At 68.4% G+C, this 14,865-nt stretch carries 12 protein-coding genes; 3 read left to right on the top strand and 9 right to left on the bottom strand.

Features of this window, described 5'->3' with window-relative positions:
* Positions 1–7 precede the first annotated feature (7 nt).
* Positions 8–736 (bottom strand): ubiquinone/menaquinone biosynthesis methyltransferase, encoded by a 729-nt coding sequence (locus CIK71_RS01225; protein WP_241964128.1) that lies wholly within the window; start codon positions 734–736, stop codon positions 8–10.
* Between the two features lie 382 nt (positions 737–1,118).
* On the opposite strand from CIK71_RS01225, the gene CIK71_RS01220 reads away from it, so the two are divergent.
* Positions 1,119–2,648: an HNH endonuclease gene (locus CIK71_RS01220; protein WP_141393675.1), complete on the top strand. Its 1,530-nt coding sequence runs from the start codon at positions 1,119–1,121 to the stop codon at positions 2,646–2,648.
* A gap of 129 nt (positions 2,649–2,777) precedes the next feature.
* Here the strand turns inward: CIK71_RS01220 and CIK71_RS01215 are convergent, their stop codons facing one another.
* The 4 genes from CIK71_RS01215 to CIK71_RS01200 all read right to left on the bottom strand — a co-directional run bounded on the left by CIK71_RS01215 (position 2,778) and on the right by CIK71_RS01200 (position 7,785).
* The gene (locus CIK71_RS01215) at positions 2,778–4,481 is read right to left on the bottom strand and encodes a glycoside hydrolase family 13 protein (protein ID WP_096163363.1); all 1,704 of its coding nucleotides are present in this window, start codon (positions 4,479–4,481) and stop codon (positions 2,778–2,780) included.
* Positions 4,482–4,599: 118 nt separating this feature from the next.
* Positions 4,600–5,517 (bottom strand): carbohydrate ABC transporter permease, encoded by a 918-nt coding sequence (locus tag CIK71_RS01210; protein ID WP_096163362.1) that lies wholly within the window; start codon positions 5,515–5,517, stop codon positions 4,600–4,602.
* On the bottom strand, positions 5,514–6,452 hold the full coding sequence (locus tag CIK71_RS01205) for a carbohydrate ABC transporter permease (protein WP_096163361.1): 939 nt from the start codon (positions 6,450–6,452) through the stop codon (positions 5,514–5,516). Before CIK71_RS01205 ends, CIK71_RS01210 begins: the two co-directional genes overlap by 4 nt.
* A gap of 58 nt (positions 6,453–6,510) precedes the next feature.
* Positions 6,511–7,785 carry an ABC transporter substrate-binding protein gene (locus CIK71_RS01200; protein ID WP_096163360.1) on the bottom strand — a complete coding sequence of 425 codons (1,275 nt, stop codon included), beginning with the start codon at positions 7,783–7,785 and terminating at the stop codon, positions 6,511–6,513.
* Positions 7,786–7,895: 110 nt separating this feature from the next.
* On the opposite strand from CIK71_RS01200, the gene CIK71_RS01195 reads away from it, so the two are divergent.
* The gene (locus CIK71_RS01195; RefSeq protein ID WP_176485490.1) at positions 7,896–9,095 is read left to right on the top strand and encodes an ROK family protein; all 1,200 of its coding nucleotides are present in this window, start codon (positions 7,896–7,898) and stop codon (positions 9,093–9,095) included.
* Positions 9,096–9,244: 149 nt separating this feature from the next.
* A complete protein-coding gene (locus CIK71_RS01190; protein ID WP_096163359.1) occupies positions 9,245–10,339 on the top strand; it encodes a Gfo/Idh/MocA family protein in 1,095 nt (364 codons plus the stop codon).
* A gap of 167 nt (positions 10,340–10,506) precedes the next feature.
* Here CIK71_RS01190 and CIK71_RS01185 read toward each other — a convergent pair whose 3' ends face one another.
* From CIK71_RS01185 to CIK71_RS01170, 4 genes are all read right to left on the bottom strand, one after another.
* Positions 10,507–11,439: a glycine betaine ABC transporter substrate-binding protein gene (locus CIK71_RS01185; protein WP_096163358.1), complete on the bottom strand. Its 933-nt coding sequence runs from the start codon at positions 11,437–11,439 to the stop codon at positions 10,507–10,509.
* Positions 11,440–11,537: 98 nt separating this feature from the next.
* The gene (locus CIK71_RS01180; RefSeq protein ID WP_096163357.1) at positions 11,538–12,434 is read right to left on the bottom strand and encodes an ABC transporter permease; all 897 of its coding nucleotides are present in this window, start codon (positions 12,432–12,434) and stop codon (positions 11,538–11,540) included.
* On the bottom strand, positions 12,431–13,717 hold the full coding sequence (locus CIK71_RS01175) for a quaternary amine ABC transporter ATP-binding protein (protein ID WP_096163356.1): 1,287 nt from the start codon (positions 13,715–13,717) through the stop codon (positions 12,431–12,433). The genes CIK71_RS01180 and CIK71_RS01175 overlap by 4 nt, the downstream gene beginning before the upstream one ends.
* A 307-nt stretch (positions 13,718–14,024) precedes the next feature.
* The gene (locus tag CIK71_RS01170) at positions 14,025–14,789 is read right to left on the bottom strand and encodes a dienelactone hydrolase family protein (RefSeq protein WP_096163355.1); all 765 of its coding nucleotides are present in this window, start codon (positions 14,787–14,789) and stop codon (positions 14,025–14,027) included.
* Between the last annotated feature and the right edge of the window lie 76 nt (positions 14,790–14,865).

Below are 14,865 nucleotides of genomic sequence, written 5' to 3'. Positions count from 1 at the left end.
CGACTGGTCAGGCAGGTTTGGTGGCCCAGTGGATCGCGAGGGTGCCGAAGAGGTGCAGCTCATGACCTACGCCCACGAAGCCGGCCTCCTCGAGGAGCCCCTGGACCTGGCTCGGCGTGCGGAAGCCGCGCGTCGTGGAGGAGAGGTACTCGTAGGCCTCGGGGTTCTTCGTGATCAGGTGCGACAGCCGCGGGACCACGTGCTTGATGTAGAGAGTGGAGAACGGCCTGATGATGTTCTTCGGCGGCGGCGAGGTCTCCAGCGCGACCATCCTGCCGCCGGGCTTCAGCACTCGGAACTGCTCGGCCAGGGTGGTGGGGATGTCGGCGACGTTGCGCAGCAGGTAGCCGTGGGAGACCGCATCGAAGCTCTCGTCCGCGAAGGGGAGGTCCATCGCGTCGGCCTCGACCCAGGCGATCTTGTCGCCGCCGGGCCGGTCCTTACCCACCGCCATCATCTCCGGGGAGAAGTCGGCGCCGGTGACCTGCGCCCCCTCATGGGATCGCAGGATCTCGAACGCGATGTCGCCCGTCCCGGTCGCGAGGTCCAGCACGGCCGGGGTGCCGGACAGCTCCGCCCGACGCACCGTGCGGCGCACCAGGCGAGGCTCCTGGCCCCAGGTCATGACGAGGTTCATGAGGTCATAACGACCGGCGATCCCGTCGAACATGGAGGAGACGCGGCTGGCGTGGTCCTCGGAAGAGGCGCCGTGGGGCGCAGGCTGGCTCGTGCTCACCCGGCCCACGGTAGTCGGTGCGTCCTGACACCGAGCCGTGCGGGCGCGGGGTCCGGGTGAGGCGGAGGGACGTTACAGCGGCGGCGTGGAGGAGGCAGCCCGCACCGGGCGTGCTGCGCCGACGCGGCGGGCGGACGGGCGTCGCCGCGAGGGCCCTGACGCCGTCCGGAGCCGCCGGACGTCACCTATCCTCCACATTCTTCGTGATTCTCCCTGTGGAGCAGAGGTGGGGTTGTCCACAATGCCCTGATGGGAGCCTGATCCCGGCTGACGTGCGTAGACGGCGGGAAGCTGGTGCGCCATGGATGACCCGGAGAGTTATCCACATCGTGCGAACGGGGTTTCGATTCCGCACCCATCGGCGGACGATGGAGGCATGCTGATGTCGACGCCTCCATCCCCTGCCGACGGGCCTGACGGTCCGTCGCAGGAGGTTGCAGCGCTGCATGCCTCGGGGCCTGCCGCCGTGGCCGAGCTGCTCGGGGACGCGGGCTTCCTCCTCGGCTCGATCGCGGTGGAGCCCGAGGTGATGTTCGACGCGGAGAGCCGCGCACGCGAGGAGTACGTCGACCTTCTGCACAAGGCGCAGGAGATGCGCGGGATCCTCGACGCGCTCGAGGCTCGCACGCTCGTCGCGCTCAGCGAGGCCACTCGTCTCGAGCGGGTCCGCGAAGCGCAGGCTCAGGTCGGCCCCGAGCACTCTGCGATGCCGTCGCTGGAGCAGCTGCACCAGCGCGCCGACGCGCGATCCCGCCGGGATGTCTCCCACATGACCAGGCGGTCCCCGTCGGCCGCAGGGCGCACCGTGGCGTCAGCGCGCCGTCTCGTGACCTCGATGCCCCACCTCCTGACCGCGATGGCCACAGGGAAGGCGGCCGCGGCGTCGATCTACGCCGCGGCCGATGCGGCAGCCGTGCTCGATGCCGCTCAGCGTTCGCAGGTCGACGACGCCCTGCATGCGCGCCTGCCCGACCTCGACGGGTCGGGCACCAGACGCTGGCGTCAGGCCGTCGCCCTCGCGGTCCACGGCCTCGACCCCGAGGGTGAGACCGTCCGGCACCGCCGCTCCCGGACGCAGCGCCATGTCACCTTCACGCCGGCGAGCCACGGCATGGCGACGATCAGCGCCTACATGCCGGCGATCGATGCCCGCCTGATGCACAAGCGGATCTCCCTGGAGGCCGAGCGTCGTCAGGCCGGCGGGGAGAAGGGTCCCCACGGAGCGCTGATGGCCGACATCCTGCGGGACGCAGTGCTCACACGCGATGCGTCAGGCGGCTCAGCGCCCCTGGTTACCATGGATCTCGGCGTCATCATCACCGACCGTGCCCTGTTCCATCCCGGCAGCGGTGACGTCGCCCATCTGGAGGGCTACGGGCCGGTTCCGGCAGAAGCCGTCCGCGAGCAGCTGCGCGCCATCACCGCGACGCCCGGCCCGTCCCAGCGTGATACCTTCGGAGCCGACGGACCGGATGTGCGCGCGGTTGTGCGGAGGCTGTACACGCACCCCACCACCGGCGAGCTGGTGAGCATGGATTCTCGGGCGCGCGCCTTCCCACCCGCCATGGGCAGGTTCCTGACCTGGCGGGACACGTCCTGTCGGGGCCCGTTCTGCAACGCGTCGGTGCGGCACCACGACCACATCACGCCCTTCTCGCGAGGCGGGCCGACGAGCCTGGACAACGGGCAGGATCTCTGCGCGCACTGCAATCAGAAGGAGGACGACGCACTCGCTGTGGAGCGGGTCGGCGACCCCGAACGCCCGGGACACCGCGTCGCATGGACGAGCTGGTCGGGGACCACTCGCGTCACGGCTCCGCCGCCACTGATCGGGCAGACGCCAGCTGCCGAGCCTGACGGGTCGGAGGATGCCGACCATCCACCCGATGGCTCCGAGCCGCTCCCGCCGTGAGGGAGACGGATTTGCCATGGATGCGGGGCGTGAGGCGCCTCGGGCCGTCCTTCACCTCGGTCGACACGTGGAACGCCGCGGCTCTCGCCATCTAGGCGGGGCCCGCGGCGTTCCGTCACCAGGTGAGAGTCAGGAGACCGGGCGGCGCAGCCACGCCGTGGTCGCCCCGGGCAGCTGGTGATGGCCGTCGGCAGTCGTTTCGACCGGGGCGCTGGAGACCAGCATCTCTCCCTCGGGAAGAGCAACCGCGTCTGCACCGAAGTTCGTGATGCTCAGCCAGCCCCCCGGACGCTCGAAGGCGAGCACATCGATACCGCAGAGATCCTCGTCCCAGGTCAGGTTCTCTGCGCTCTGCAGTTCGGTGCGCAGGCGCAGGGCCTTGCGGTAGAGCTCGAGCGTGGAACCCTCGGCACCATCCTCCGCCTCGACCGAGAAGTCGGCGAACCACGCTGGCTGGGGCAGGTGCGCCGTGCCGGTGCCGAAGCCGAACGACGACCCCGAGCGGGTCCATGGCAGCGGGACACGGCAGCCATCCCTGCCCAGCCCGTCGTGACCCCTGTCGTCGGCCGTGGTGCGCCAGAATGCCGGGTCCTGACGCTGATCGTCGGGAATCTCGGCGACCTCGTGAAGGCCGAGCTCCTCTCCCTGATACAGATAGGCGCTGCCCGGCAGAGCGAGCTCGAACAGCGTCGCTGCCCGAGCCCGACGCAGTCCGAGTGCACGGTCGATGCCGTCCTCCGGGCCACCTGCGAGCACCCAGTCCGCTCCCTGCTTGCCCGGCCGGCCGGCACGCGGTGGGAGGCCGTAACGAGTGGCGTGGCGGATGCCATCATGGTTGGAGAACACCCAGGTCGTCGAGGATCCTGTCACCGCTGATTGTGCGAGGTTGTCCGAGACGATGTCCCGGAACTGCGCTGCCGAGAAATCGGCGTCCATGAGATCGAAGTTGAACGCCTGGCCCAGACCTGTCGGACTCGCGTACTTCGCGCGGCGCTCCGGTGTCTCCACCCAGGCCTCGGCCACGGCGGTACGGGCGGGCGTGTACTCGTTGAACACGCTGCGCCATTCCGCGTAGATCTCATGCACCTCGTCGCGGTCCCACAGCGGGTGGGTGCCGTCCTTGGGCATCGCTGAGAGCTCCGCCTTGCTGGGCAGGACCTCGCCGAGGTCCTTGGCCAGTCCGTGGGCGACGTCGATCCGGAAGCCGTCGACTCCACGATCGGACCAGAAGCGCAGAGTATGCAGGAAGTCCTCGCGCACCTCCGGATGCTTCCAGTTGAAGTCCGGCTGCTCCGAGGCGAAGCTGTGCAGGTACCACTGGCCGTCGGGGACACGGGTCCACGCCGGGCCGCCGAAGATCGACGTCCAGTCCGCTGGGGGCAGCTCGCCGTTCTCTCCCGTGCCGTCGCGGAAGATGTACCGCTCGCGGGCGTTGGAACCCTTGGACGCGGCCAGCGCTTCGACGAACCACTCATGACGGTCCGAGGAGTGGTTCGGGACGACGTCCACGATCAGCCGGATGCCGACGCCGTGCAGCGCCGCGACCATCTCGTCGAACTCCTCCAAGGTGCCGATCTTCGGGTCCACGTCGCGGTAGTCGTCCACGTCGTACCCGCCGTCGGCCAGGGCAGAGGGGTAGAACGGGCTCAGCCAGACGGCATCGATGCCCAGGTTCTGAAGGTACGGAACTCGGGAGATGATGCCGCGCAGGTCGCCGATGCCATCTCCGTTGCCGTCAGCGAAGGAGCGCGGGTAGATCTGGTAGACGGACGCCTGGCGCCACCAGTCCGTGTCGTCGTGGAGCAGAGTGGGAACGGTATCCAGTGCGGTCACGGGAAGGAACCTCCGAGGTGTCAGTAGATGGATCGTGTGTGCTTGGGGCTGGTATGGGGCTGGCGGCGCTGGCCCTTGCGAGCATGGATTCGCGGTCGCCGCAGAGCCGTTCCGCGTCCTACTTGACCGCGCCCTGGGTGAGGCCGGACATCACCCAGCGCTGTGCGAACAGGTAGACGATCACCGCAGGCGCCATCGCCATCAGATATGAGGCGAAGGCGATGTTGTAGTTGTTGCTGAACTGCGTCTGGAACATGTTCTGCAGCACCGGGATGGTCTGCAGGTCCGGGTCCGAGATGATCAGCGAGGGCATCATGAAGTCGTTCCAGGACTGGATGAAGGCGAAGATGCCGACTGTCGCGCACATGGGCGCCAGCAGCGGCAGGATCAGCCGCCAGAACACGCCCCAGGTTCCCGCGCCGTCCATACGCATGGACTCCTCGAGCTCCAGGGGGATGGTGCGCAGGAAGGCGGTGAACAGCATGGTGTTGAAGGCGAGGGCGAACGCGATGTGGAGGATGGCCACGCCCAGCGGATTGTCGAGCCCGAGCATGCCGGTCAGCTGGATCTGCGGCAGGGCCACCACCGGGAACGGGATGAACATCGCGGCCAGCAGGTAGAAGAACGACCAGCGGAACGCGCGACGGTCCCAGTTGCGGACGATCGCGAACGCTGCGAGGGCCGAGATGACGATCTCGCCGACCACGGCGATCGCCGTGATGAAGATCGAGACGGCGAACCCGCGGGGGAAGTTCGTGAGATTCCACGCCTCCACGAAGCTCGACAGCGTGAAGGGGCTGGGGATGCTGAACGCATTCCCGTCGACCGCCTGGGCGGTGGTCTTCAGCGACATGTTCACGGTGACGAACAGCGGCACCAGGACGGCGAGCGAGCCCACCGCCAGAAGAGCGGTGGCGGGCCGGTTGACACGTTCTCGGCCGACCTTCCCGCGGCTGCGCCGAACGGGGCGAGAGGACCGCGAGCTCCTGCGGGGCTCGTCGGCGGTGGTGGTCTCGGTGGCGGGCGAGGTGGTCATGATCCGAACACCGTCCTTCCTCGGGTCACGCGGAGCTGTACCAGTGCGAGGGCGATCGAGATCAGGAAGAAGACCATCGCGTTGGCCATCTGGTAGGCATAGTCGCCGCCCTCGAATCCGCGGAAGATCGACATCGCCACGGAGCGGGTGGCCACACCCGGGCCGCCGTCGGTCAGGCCCACGATGATGTCGTAGGCGTTGAGGTAGTTCTTGAAGCCGAGGATCGTATTGATGACGATGAACCCGGAGACCAGGGGCAGGGTGATGTGCCGCAGGCTCTGCCACCCGGTGGCGCCGTCGATGGATCCGGCCTCGTACACCTCGCCGGGGATCGTGACCAGGCCCGCGATGTAGATGAGCATCGTCCCGGGGATCGACTGCCAGGCGGTCACGATCACGATCGAGAGCCACGCCCAGTCCGGGTTGGCCAGGATCGAGGTCGACAGGGCGCCCGAGCCGACGGCCTGTCCGATGCCCGGCACCGTGTTGGCGAACAGGTACTGGAACACGAAGGCGATGACGATGCCGGAGATGACCATCGGGATCACGTAGATCGTGCGCAGCACCGCGGTGAAGCGAATCCGTGAGGTCAGTCCGAGCGCCAGTGCGAACGCCAGGATGTTCACGATCACGACGGTGACCAAGGAGAAGCCGAGGGTGAAGGCATAGGAGCCGAGGATCCCCTGGTCCTGGAACATTGCGATGTAGTTCCGCAGACCGATGAACTCCCAGTCGCCGAAGCCGATGGAGTTGGTGAAGCTGTACCCGAAGCCCAGCAGTGCAGGCACCGTGACCGCCGCGGTGAACAGGGCAAGGGACGGGAACAGGAAGAAGTAGTACAGCGGGTCGATCCTGCGCTTGTGGGATCGCAGCGGTGCGGCCGGCGAGGAAAGCTCGCCGCGGGACGATGGTCGTGTCGGTGTCGTCGTCGACATCCTCACTCCTTGCTCGTGGGCTCGTGGGACTGATGGTGCTCCGTGGTCATGGCCGCTCTCACTCCCGGAAGGCGAGACGGGCCCAGTCGGCGTCCATACGCGCCAGAGTCCGCTCAGGATCGGCGCCGCCCACGATCGATTGGATGTAGTTCTGGGCCGGGATCGACTTCGGGATGAACTGGGAGGCACCCATGTAGAAACGTCCGTCGTCGTAGAACGTCTGCATCTCCGCGATGCGGTCGTCCGTCACAGCAGGCGCGTTCTTCGTCGTGCCGAAGGCCAGGAACTTCTCGTTGTAGGGATTCTGGACAGAGGGCTGCATGAGGTACTGCAGGAACTCTCGTGCTCCCGTCGGCTCGGAGGCGGCCTCGGGCACCCAGAGGGAGAGGTCGATGTTCACGCGCACTTTGAGGTCCGCCGGATCGTCGGTCATCGGCAGCGGGAAGGTGCCCAGGTCGAGCTCCTCACCGGATTTCTCGATCTCGCCGAACGCCCACGGCCCCTGGAAGTACATGGCGGCCTTCTCCTGGGCCATCGCGGTGTTTCCATCGCCGTACCCGCGGTTGGAGGCATCAGGGTTCGTGTATTGCACCAGCTCGATCATGCGCTCGACGGGTTCGAGGAGAGTGCGCTGGAAGGAGACCTCGGAGTCGGGGCCGACGTCCTCGCCGAGCTCGTGCAGGTCCTCGTAGAAGGCACGCACGTCGACCATGCCGCCCACGGTGTAGTCGAACAGGCCCTGGGCGATCGTCCACGGATCCAGGAAGGTGCTGTAGATGGGAATGACGTCTGCGGCTTTGAGCGTCTCGCACACGCCGACGAACTCCTCCCAGGTGGTGGGGACCTCGAGGCCGTGCTCGTCGAAGATGCGTCGGTTGTAGATCACTGAGGCAGCCGTGACCGAATACGGGATCACGCTGGTTCGATCCTCATAGGTCGCGTACCAGGAGGTGAGGTCCTGGACGTCCTCCCGGATCGTGCTCGCTGCGGGGAGATCCGCGAGGTCGGCCAGGGCGCCGCGCTCCATGAACCGACCCATCTCGAGGTTGTAGTTCAGACATCCGAGATCCGGCGGATTGTTGCGCACGAAGCTCGCCGAGAGGTTGGTGGCGATGTCGTGCTGGACCCGGTAGGAAGACTGCGACTGCGAGAAGTCCTCGGCGAGCTGGCTGAAGTAGGAGATGGCTTCGGGCTTGGACTGGTGCATGGTGAGGGTCGAGGCGCCGCTCGCGCCGGAGCAGGCGGGCAGCGTCGTGGCGGCGAGGGCCCCGCCGGCGCCGGCCAGCAGGGCTCGTCGGGAGAGGTGGCCGTTCCGGCCGAACGAGGATGACAACGTCGTCTCCTTCTCGAAAGGGTGTGCACCGCAGCGGAACTGATGCGACGATAGATACGTCAAGAGTTATATTTACAACCTATCGGAAGTATGGAGGCGGGGAGCGAACGATGTCAACAGTGCGCGATCGGGGAGCCAGCTCGCCGCAGGTGCTGAGGCAGGCCAACCGGCAGGCGCTTCTGCAGCATGCCCTGTTCAGCGAGGAGTTCACTGCGGCAGATGCGATGGGCTCGACAGGTTTGACCAGAGCGACCGTGCTCGGCCTGTGCTCGGATCTCGAGAGCGCCGGATGGCTGCAGGAGGTCGCTGAGGAGCGGGGAGACGGGGCAGCGCGGCGCGGGCGCCCGGCCCGCCGCTTCGCACTGCGCGACGATGCGGCGGTGATCATCGGGATCGATGCCGGCGAGCACTCGCTCACCGCTCGCGTGGCAGACCTGCGCGGACGGGAGATCGCCGCCGCGCGCACCGCAGTCGGCGGAGCTGCCGTGGGGGCAGCAGCCCGCGTCGAGGCAGTGCGCCAGCTGATCGACTGTGTCGTCGAGGAGGCGGGCGCGCGTACCTCGCGGCGTCTGCTGACCGTCGTCGGAGTGCCGGCACCCGTGGATGGTCAGGGACGCTCCCCGCACGGCGAGAACGACTTCTGGCCCTCCATGAACCCTGGCTTCGTCGATGCGCTCGACGGAGAGGTGCTCGTCGAGAACGATGCCAACCTCGCCGTGATCGCCGAGCACTCACTCGGCGGCAGCGAGCACATGGGGGCGCTGCTGATGGGCGAGCGCTTCGGTGCCGGACTCATCGTCGACGGTCGCCTGCTGCGTGGAGCCGACGGCGGCGCGGGGGAGATGCGCTTCCTCGACGTCGTGCTCGAGGACTCCCGCGGGGCTGACGGTGTTGCCGCCCTCGCTCGCCGCTGGAGCGTGGACGCGCTCGCCGCCGGGCAGGAGTCACCCGCTCTCTCGGCGATCCCGCGCGGCGAGCTGACTGCGGTCGATGTGTTCGCCGCTGCCCGCGCGGGGGACGCTCTGGCCGTCGCCGTCCTGAACCGCATCGGCGCACGTGTCGCCCGGATCGCGGCGATCCTGGCCAGCCTGCTGGGCGTGCAGCGGATCGTTCTGGCCGGGGCGATCTCCGAGGCGATCGGGCCTGTGCTCGACCACGCCCGAGCCATTCTGCCCGAGATCACCTCCGAGCCCCTGCCCGAGCTCATCGCGAGCAGTCTGGGGCGCGATGTGGTGGTGCGCGGCGCCATCGAGCATGCCTTGTCGAGGTTGCGCGCAGACCCCCTGGAACTTCTCGGACCGGACCTCTGACCCCGGAGAACGAGCGGCACGGACAGGAAGCAACGGTGCCCGCGCCATGAACTCCTCGACACCCCTGCAGGACGGGTGCGAGGGACCGACGAGCCCGAGCCGGATCAGCCGGCTCGAGTGCAGACCCACCGATGAGAGGACTCAGCACGATGACAGCAGCAGCACAGGAGAGCACGCGCCGACTGCGTGCCGGAGTGATCGGCCTGGGATGGGCCGGCCAGCAGCACGTGGCCGCCTACGCCGCCGATCCCACGGTGGACCTGGTCGCGATCTCGGCGATGGAGGAGCACCTCCTGGCCGAGTTCGGCGACCGCTATCAGGTCGAGGGCCGCTACCCGGACTGGAAGCAGATGCTCTCCGAGGCCGAGATCGACGTGGTCTCGATCGCCACCCCGACCTTCCTGCACGCCCCGATGGCGATCGCCGCGCTCGAGGCCGGGCTGCATGTGATCACCGAGAAGCCCATGGCCGAGAACGCGGAGGCGGCCGGACGCATGGTCGAGGCCGCGAACACCGCGGGCCGTGTGCTGGACGTGTCCTTCAACCACCGCCAGCGCGGGGACGTGCGCGCCCTCAAGGAGGTCGTCGACTCCGGTGTGCTCGGGAAGCTCTACTACGCCAAGACCGGGTGGATCCGACGCCAGGGCATCCCGGGCCTGGGCACCTGGTTCACCAAGTCCGCGAGCGCGGGCGGCGGCGCCATGATGGACATCGGCATCCACATGCTCGACATGGCTCTGCACCTCATGGACGAACCGGCCGTCACCGCGGCGTCGGCCTCCACCCACGCCGAGTTCGGTCCGCTGGGCCGCGGCGGCTCCGGCTTCGGGATCTCCGCAGTCGAGGAGGGCGTGCCCTTCGAGGTCGAGGACCTCGCCACCGCCTTCCTGCGCCTCGAAGGCGGCGGCACGCTGCTGCTCGAGTCGAGCTGGGCGCAGTGGATCGCGCACGATCTCTGCTACGTCACCCTCTACGGGGCCGACGGAGGCGCCACCATCGAGTGGGGCGGGCCCGAGGAGCCGCGCATCACCGTGTGGACCGAGGTCGCCGGCATTCCCGCCGAGCTGCATCCGGCGGCCGGGGAGGACGGCCGCCACGCCGCAGCGGTCGCGAACTTCCTGCAGAAGGTCCGCTCTGACGACTGGGCCGCGCACAACGGGGCTCTGGCCCTGCGACGCGCCGAGGTCATCGACGCCTGCTACGCCTCCGCGAAGGCCGGTGCCGAGGTGACCATCGGGGGCTGACGCAGGGCTGGTGATGGCGTCGGCGACCCCCGGCGCCGCAGGACGCTCGGGGTTGCCGGGAAGCATCGCCGGGGCATCCGACACAGAAGACGGCACGGACCGGTCGCGAGTGATCGCGACCGGCCCGTGCCGTCTGGTCCGGTACTGGTGACCGGGCGAGGGGAGGGTCAGCCCTCCTCGACCTCCGGCAGCACGTCCGGGTTCTCCTCGAGCCACTTGTCGATGGCCTCGGGCTCCTTGCCGTCGTCGTACTCGTTGACGACGAGGTCCTCGAGGGAGTTGTACTGCTCGTCGTCCAACTCGATGCCGCTGATGAACTCCGCGGCGTCCGCGAAGTCGTCGGCGAAGCCCTTGCGAGCCAGGAAGTGCAGACCCTCGGTCTCGCCCATCCCGCCCTCGGGGTCCTCGAGGTCCCGCACCGGGAAGGCCGAGTTCGCCCAGAACGGACGCCACAGGGTGACCACGATGTCCTTCTCGGAATCGGTCGCCTTCTTCAGCTCGCTGAGCATGGCGGTCGTGGACGACGTGACGAGCTCGTACTCGTCCTCGAGATCGTAGGTGGGCATCATCGAGTCCTTGGTGACGCCGGTGAGACCGGCGCCGGGCTCGATGCCGATGATCTGCCCGCCGAACATGTCGGCGTTGCCCTTGAGCTCGTCGATCGACGTGATGTCGGTGTACTCCGGCACGGCGATGGTCAGCTTCGCGTTGCCGTAGTACGTGACGAGGTCGTCGATGTCGTCGCCGTACTCCTTCATGTACTCCGCGTGCGTGACCTCGGGCCATGCCGAGGGGTACACGTCGATGTCGCCCTTGGCGAGCGCTGCGTACAGGGCGCCGGGCTCGCTGATGTCCTGGTGCTCGACGTTGTAGCCCATGGCCTGCAGGCGGTTGTCCAGCAGGTAGGCGGTGCTCAGACCGTCGGTCCAGGAGCTGACGTAGCCGAGGGTGATGGTCTCTCCGCCGCCGCCGGCGCCGCCGGTGGAGGCGTTGTCGGAGCAGGCTGCGAGGCCGAGCCCGACGAGGCCGGCGCCGCCGAGCAGTGCGGAGCGGCGGGTGAGCGCGGAGGTGCGGAGGCGGTTGTCCTTCAGGGGATCCATGATGAATTCTCTCCTTCGGTAGTGGTGCGGTGGCTGGAGGGGCGCGGCCGGACGATCGCCGTCCGGCGGCGTGACGCCCGGAGGGGCGCTCGCTGGGGTCACAAGGCGCCGGTCGCCCGTCGGGCGCGCGCCTTCTGGACCAGGGCGAGGGCGGATTTGGTGTACGTGGCGCTGTCGCCGAGGGCGGCCGTGATGCGGTCGAGGTAGACGGCCAGGATGACGACGCCGAGACCGGCTTCGACACCGAGCGCCAGGTCGAGACTCGAGATCGCTGCGACGACCTCCTTGCCCAGTCCGGGTGCGCCGATCATGCCCGCGATGACGCCCATGGACAGTGCCAGCATGATGACCTGGTTGACGCCGGCCATGATCGTCGGGACGGCCAGCGGCAGCTGGATCCCGCGGAGGATCTGCCAGGAGCTCGCGCCGAAGGCCTCGCCCGCCTCGACGGTCTCGCCGTCGACCTGGCGGATGCCGAGCTCCGTCATGCGCACGCCGGGAGGCAGCGCGAAGATGATCGTGGCGACCATGCCGGGCACGACGCCGATCGAGAAGAAGGTGACCGCCGGGATCAGGTAGACGAACGCCGGCATCGTCTGCATGAAGTCCATGATCGGGCGCACCACGCTGCTCACCGCTCGGTTGCTCGCGGCGAGGATGCCGACGGGCACCGCGATCACCACGGCGACCACGGTGGCGACGAGCACGAGCGCCATCGTCTCCATCATGTGCACCCACTGCTCCATGGACAGCACGATCAGGAAGGTGATGGCGGTGCCGATGGCGAGCTGCCAGGAGCGAACGACCCATGCGATCAGCGCGAGGATCACGATCATCACCAGCGGCTCGAGGGCGGTGAGCCCGTAGGTCAGGTTCCCGACCAGGAAGTTGAAGATCGCGCTGATGACATCGAACAGGCCGGCGACGTTGTCGGTCAGCCAGTCGATGCCCGACTCGGCCCACTCGCCGATGGGAATGCGGGGGATGAAGTTCATCGGGCCTCGCTCCCTTCCTGATCGATGGTGACGGTGCTCGAACCCGTCGCAGAGACGGTGTCCCCCGGCGCACCGGGAGAGGACGGGGACGACGGCGATCCTTCATGGGCGACGCCGGCTGCGGTCAGCAGCGTCACCCGGGGCACGACGCCGAGGAACTTCCCGTCGTCGTCGACCACGACGAGGGGGTTGCGGTGCTGGGCCGACGGGGCGAAGAGATCTGCGATCGGGGTGTCATGGCGGACCACGTGCATCTCATGCGGTGGCGACCAGGGAAGGTCGCTGCGTCCGGCCTGCACGGCCTCGGCGACGTCGTCCTCCAGGAGCATCCCGGCGGGGGTGTGGTCCCGGTGGAGCACGACGAGCCAGGAGTTCTGGGTCTCGCGCAGCAGCTTGTGCGCGGTGCGCGGCCCCTGCCCGGAGCCGAGCACCTCAGGGGGCTGCTCCATGATGGCGGAGGCGGTCAGCACGCGGCTGCGATCGACGTCCTGGATGAACTTCGCGACGTAGTCGTTGGCCGGCTCGTTGAGGATCTCCTCGGAGGTGCCGATCTGCACGATGCGGCCGTCGCGCATCATGGCGATCCGGTCGCCGATGCGCATGGCCTCGTTGAGGTCGTGAGTGATGAACAGGATCGTCTTCTCCAGACGCTGCTGGAGCTCGATCAGCTGATCCTGCATGTCACGGCGGATCAGCGGATCCAGGGCGCTGAATGCCTCGTCCATGAGCAGGATGTCGGTTCCCGCCGCGAGCGCACGGGCGAGGCCGACACGCTGCTGCATGCCGCCGGACAGAGCCGAGGGCTTGTAGCCCTCCCATCCCTTCAGGCCCACCATCTCGAGGGCGGTGCTGGCCTTCTGCTCGCGATCGGAGCGGTTCAGCCCCGAGATCTCGAGACCGTACGCCGCGTTCTCGCCCACCGTGCGGTGGGGGAGGAGGGCGAAGTGCTGGAAGACCATGGAGATGCGCTTGCGGCGCACCTCGCGCACCTTCGCCGGCGACATCGAGAAGAGGTTCTGCCCGCCGATGTCGAGCGTTCCAGCGGTCGCGGGGAGCAGACCGTTGACCATCCGGATCAGGGTGGATTTGCCGGAGCCGGACAGGCCCATCACGACGAACATCTCTCCGGGATCCACGCTGAAGCTCGCGTCGATCACCGCGGCCGTGAGGCCGTCCTCGCGGAGGTCGTCGCGGGTGCTGCCCCGGCGGAGCGCCTCCACCCCGCGGGCAGGGCGTCTCCCGAAGACCTTGTACAGACCTTCGGCGCTGATGACTGGCGGCACGTGGGCTCCTTCATGGGTGGACAGAGATCGTGGGCGGGCAGGCCACAGCGTCGTCTCCCCCGTCGCGCAGGGCACCTACCCGATGAGCCATCTTCACAAGCCCTTCGCGTCTCGGCAAACCGCTGACGTCCAGGTCCAGCCGATTCGCCTCAGGGAGCACGCCGAAGGCCGCTGCCGCGCTCGACCAGGGATCCTCGTAGTGGCCTGGAGCAATGCCGGCCCGACACGGGGCGTGGGGCATACGTCCGGACTGTCCGACAATCCGGAGATAACTATTCGGTCACGCGACCGCGATCTGTCTGAATCGTCACCCGTGAGCGCCGCGAGCAGGTGCTGGCAGCCGCTTGCCCAGGAAATCGGCGGTCTGCCGCCAGGCGGCGTCGGACGCCCCGGCGTGGTGCAGGAACGCGTGAGGATTGTCGAAGGCGTGGCCCGCCCCCTCGTGCAGCTCGAAGCGCACCTGCGGCCTGCTGCCCGCGCCGGTGACGGCATCGCGGATCTGCTCGACGGTGGGCAGTGGGATGAAGGCGTCGGCCGTGCCGAAGTGGTGCAGGCTCGGCATCGTCACCTGGTCGGAGAGGTCCAGCAGCGCAGGCAGGGCGGAGCCGTAGTAGCTGACGAGGACCGCCGGTGGGCGGTCCTCGTGGGTGGCGGCCGCCGCAGTGGAGAACGCGAGGCCGCCGCCGTAGCAGAAACCCACCAGGCCCACGCGCTCGGAGTCCACCGCGCCGTGCGCACGCAGGGCGTTCAGGGCGGCGAGGGCGTCGGCCTCGCCGCGCTCCCACGGCAGCTGCTGGGTGAGTGCCATGCCCTCCGCGAGCCAGGCCTCGGCGTCGGCCCCGTCCTCGAGGCCGACGACCGGCGGATCCAGCCGGGCGAACAGCTGCGGGGCGAGCACCGCGTAGCCGAGCGCGGCGAGGTCCGCGCAGCGCTGCTGCATGTAGTCGGACAGGCCGAAGATCTCCTGGAGCACCACGAGGCCAGGGGCGGGCCGGTCGAGGTTCTCGGGCAGCCAGAGCAGTCCGGGCAGGTCGCCGTCGTCGGTCGGGATCGAAAGCATCGTCGCGTTCACGCCGCGACTGTACCCCGGGGTTGCGGCCGCGCTTCCGCCTCGGTGCTCGTCAGAGAACGCCCCCTGGGCGCAGCCA

This window comes from Brachybacterium alimentarium (genome assembly GCF_002332425.1).
Taxonomy (GTDB): Bacteria; Actinomycetota; Actinomycetes; order Actinomycetales; family Dermabacteraceae; genus Brachybacterium; species Brachybacterium alimentarium.
The sequence above is the reverse complement of the archived record's forward strand: the minus strand, read 5'-3'. Positions and strand labels throughout refer to the sequence as shown.

What these genes read in the sequence shown, in the direction of transcription:
- CIK71_RS01220 (WP_141393675.1), top strand. Translation starts at nt 1,119, where the DNA reads ATGTCGACGCCTCCATCCCCTGCCGACGGGCCTGACGGTCCGTCGCAG.
- CIK71_RS01210 (WP_096163362.1), bottom strand. Translation starts at nt 5,517, where the DNA reads ATGACCACCTCGCCCGCCACCGAGACCACCACCGCCGACGAGCCCCGC.
- CIK71_RS01205 (WP_096163361.1), bottom strand. Translation starts at nt 6,452, where the DNA reads ATGTCGACGACGACACCGACACGACCATCGTCCCGCGGCGAGCTTTCC.
- CIK71_RS01195 (WP_176485490.1), top strand. Translation starts at nt 7,896, where the DNA reads ATGTCAACAGTGCGCGATCGGGGAGCCAGCTCGCCGCAGGTGCTGAGG.
- CIK71_RS01190 (WP_096163359.1), top strand. Translation starts at nt 9,245, where the DNA reads ATGACAGCAGCAGCACAGGAGAGCACGCGCCGACTGCGTGCCGGAGTG.
- CIK71_RS01185 (WP_096163358.1), bottom strand. Translation starts at nt 11,439, where the DNA reads ATGGATCCCCTGAAGGACAACCGCCTCCGCACCTCCGCGCTCACCCGC.
- CIK71_RS01180 (WP_096163357.1), bottom strand. Translation starts at nt 12,434, where the DNA reads ATGAACTTCATCCCCCGCATTCCCATCGGCGAGTGGGCCGAGTCGGGC.